Source organism: Candidatus Planktophila sp., assembly GCF_046070465.1.
Lineage (GTDB): Bacteria > Actinomycetota > Actinomycetes > Nanopelagicales > Nanopelagicaceae > Planktophila.
On sequence record NZ_JBJTMK010000129.1, the window covers coordinates 1 to 3,070 of the forward strand.

The following is a 3,070-nucleotide window of genomic DNA, read 5'->3' on the forward strand; positions in this document are numbered from 1 at the left end:
GCCACGCTCAATACCTGCCCCTTTCAGGAAGTCGGCATATGCGCGAATCTCCCTCTCTCTCTCCGGAAAGTAGAGGGAGATCAGGCGATCAAGTTCTGGTTCCACGTGAAACAAATCCCCTATGAGGGCTTAGTTTGGGAAGATGACGACGAAGCGGCGTGGATCTTCGCCCTCAGACTCTGAAGTGAGGCCCATATCCTGAATTGTGTCGTGGATAATCTTGCGCTCAAAGGCGTTCATTGGGTCAAGCTTGATCTCTTTGCCTGTTGACTTAGCCTCTTCACCAAGCTTCTCTGCAAGGGTAGTGAGCTCCTTGCGACGGTTGGCGCGGAAGTTCTCAATATCAAGCATTAAACGACTACGGTCACCTGAAGATGTCTGAACAGCGAGGCGTGTGAGCTCTTGGAGGGCGTCGAGAACTTCACCATCCTTTCCAACGAGGTGGTTGAGTTTGCCGCCGACGATTGCTAGCGATGCACGACCGTTTTCAACATCGATATCGATATCTCCATCGAGATCTGCGATATCAAGGAGCGCATCTAGGTAATCAGCTGCAATATCGCCCTCTTCTTCGAGCTTTGCTACCGACTTAGGGGCTTTCTTAGCTACATCTTTGGTCTCTTCTACAACTTCTGTTGACTCTGGCATTTTCTCTCCTATGAGTAGGGTGAATTATATGTTTTTATGCGTTATTGATAGTAAATGTCCGAATTACTTCTTCTTCTTTTTAGCCTTCTTTGGCTGTTGGCGCTGACCTTCAGCCTTAGGCGCCTCAATCGTTGTTGCTCCACCCTCTGTAGCAAGCTCTTTACCCTCAAGTTTTGCTTTGTGAGCGCGCTTGCGCTGGAGCTCCTCATAAGCGGGAGATCCTGGGGTTGGGTTTCGCTTGATGACATAGAACTGCTGTCCCCAGGTCCACAGGTTTGTAGTCGACCAGTAGATCAAAACACCGACTGGGAAGTTCACACCTGAGATAGCGAAGATGAGTGGGAATAAATACAACATGATTTTCTGCTGCTGCAACATCATATTGTTGCTTGCATCCATCTTTGGCATGCCTTTTGTCATCAACTGCTTTTGAGTTGTAAATGTTGTTGCTGACATCAGTGCAATCAAAAAGATTGTCACAATCTTGACAGTTAACTTATCTGAACCAAGGAAAGTCTCTGAGATTGGTGAACCAAAGAATTTTGCTTGTGCTGCTGAAACTAAATATTCGCCCTTCATAAAACCATGTGGCTTGTTGTGAGCGATTCCATTAAGAACTGTGAAGAGTGCAAACATGACTGGTGCTTGCGCCAAAATTGGGAAACATGATGCAAGAGGATTTGTCTTGTGCTCTTTGTAGAGCTTCATCATCTCTTCGGATTGCTTCTGGCGATCATCTTTGTATTTTGCTTGAATCGCCTTCATTTGAGGTTGTAACGCAGTCATTGCTCGCTGGCTCTTGATCTGCTTTACAAACAATGGAATCAAAATGATTCGGATTAAAACAACGAGCCCCATGATCGAGAGTGACCATGTCACACCTGAGTTAGCACCGAAGATTGGCGATAACACTTTGTGAATCGCAATCATGATTCCAGAGACGATGTTGTAGAGCGGATTCAAGATAAAGCCCATTAGTGGACCCCTTCGGTAATTGTTGTAGTGCTGGAAACCATTGTGTTGCGCACCTTTGCGATAGCTTCTGCGCTATCGAGGTCGTAATCAACGTAATCAATGCCGCCATCAGACCATGGGTTGCAGCGCGCTATACGCCAGATGGACATTGCTAAACCTTTAATTCCGTAGCGTCGGATTGCAGTCGCTGCGTAGTTAGAACAAGATGGGTAGTACTTACATCGAGGTTCGCGTGTAGATGAGTAAGCCTGATATCCCTTTATCAAAAGTTGAGCGAAGCGCTTCATGACGCATCTGCCATTCTCTTGGCAGCTTTAGAAATCAAACGTGTAGAAATTTCTGCAATTTCACTATGAACATCAGTTGAAGCATCTTGTTTCAATCCGCGAACCACAATCAAAGATCCTTGTGGAAATGATGAGAGGTGCGCAGCTATTGCATGGCGAATCTGGCGTGATACTCGGTGTCGGCGGACTGACCCTCCGACGCTCTTACCAATAATCAGACCAGCGCGTGGAAGATCGTTTGAGGCAGGATTAACGTACAAATATCCAACGAAGTGTTGTGAGGTAACACGAAGTCCGCTCTTTGTTGTGCGAGCGAAATCTTGTGGTGAAGTTAAACGTGCAGATAATGGCAGCACGAGTACACGTTGCCGCTTACGCTGAGAGGCGTGAGCGGCCCTTTGCGCGGCGTGCTGAAAGAACTGCGCGTCCTGCGCGGGTAGCCATACGAGCGCGGAAACCGTGCTTCTTGGCGCGGCGGCGGGTATTTGGCTGGTAGGTGCGCTTTGTCATAAGAACTCCAAAATGTTTATGAGCTTTAGCTCTTACAAGGTAAGGCTCGTGGTCGATCAGGTCAGAAATACGGGGGAAGCGAGGGTGCAACGGTACGGGTGTGGATAGGTAGTGGTCAAACTCGACCGAAGCCCCTCAGGCGGGGGTAAGGTGTGGATAACTACTTGCTAATTGCCTAAAAAGGGTCTACTTTGCGGGTTCTCCACAGGTATCCGTCCTAGCGGGTCAAAATGCAAGGCTCAAGGCCTACTTTAGACCACACCCTGTGGATAACTTTGTGGATATCCGATATCCAAGTTGAGGAGAGGTCAGATGGCGCTAACCGCCCTTGAATTGACCCAGTTGTGGGAGCGCGTGGTCGATCATGTTTCGGCCGGCGAACCTCAACACCGCGCCTTCCTCGCAATGACTAAACCTCGAGGCCTTGTTGAAAATACAGATGGTCCAACCAGTCTCTTGGTTGCAGCTCCCAATGCCTTCGCGAAAGATGTTCTTGAATCGCGTCTTCGCCCTGTTGTCAACGAAGTGCTCACTCGCGAATTGGGAAGTGCTGCAAATATCGCGGTGATGGTCGATGACTCGCTCGAGCTCGCAGATTTACCAGAACCAACAATCTCTGTTGATGTTCCACGACCAGGTACAGGTCGTGA

5 protein-coding genes and 1 pseudogene are annotated in these 3,070 nt (G+C 48.5%); 1 reads left to right on the plus strand and 5 read right to left on the minus strand.

Annotated features, from left to right (window positions below):
• Positions 1–129: 129 nt before the first annotated feature.
• The 5 genes from ACKOVI_RS05935 to rpmH all read right to left on the minus strand — a co-directional run bounded on the left by ACKOVI_RS05935 (position 130) and on the right by rpmH (position 2,420).
• Positions 130–648, minus strand: coding sequence for a Jag family protein (locus ACKOVI_RS05935; protein ID WP_509603175.1), 519 nt, complete (start codon positions 646–648; stop codon positions 130–132).
• A gap of 63 nt (positions 649–711) precedes the next feature.
• Positions 712–1,623, minus strand: a complete 912-nt coding sequence (gene yidC, locus ACKOVI_RS05940) for a membrane protein insertase YidC (protein ID WP_509603176.1) — start codon at positions 1,621–1,623, stop codon at positions 712–714.
• Entirely contained in the window at positions 1,623–1,910 is a 288-nt protein-coding gene (yidD, locus tag ACKOVI_RS05945; protein WP_509603177.1) for a membrane protein insertion efficiency factor YidD, read from the minus strand. The genes yidC and yidD overlap by 1 nt, the downstream gene beginning before the upstream one ends.
• Complete coding sequence (gene rnpA / locus ACKOVI_RS05950) at positions 1,907–2,266, minus strand: ribonuclease P protein component (protein ID WP_509603178.1); 360 nt, start codon at positions 2,264–2,266, stop codon at positions 1,907–1,909. Before rnpA ends, yidD begins: the two co-directional genes overlap by 4 nt.
• A gap of 16 nt (positions 2,267–2,282) precedes the next feature.
• Entirely contained in the window at positions 2,283–2,420 is a 138-nt protein-coding gene (rpmH, locus tag ACKOVI_RS05955; protein WP_509603179.1) for a 50S ribosomal protein L34, read from the minus strand.
• Between the two features lie 312 nt (positions 2,421–2,732).
• Here rpmH and ACKOVI_RS05960 point away from each other — a divergent pair.
• Positions 2,733–3,070, plus strand: a pseudogene (locus tag ACKOVI_RS05960) (chromosomal replication initiator protein DnaA); the annotation flags it as partial.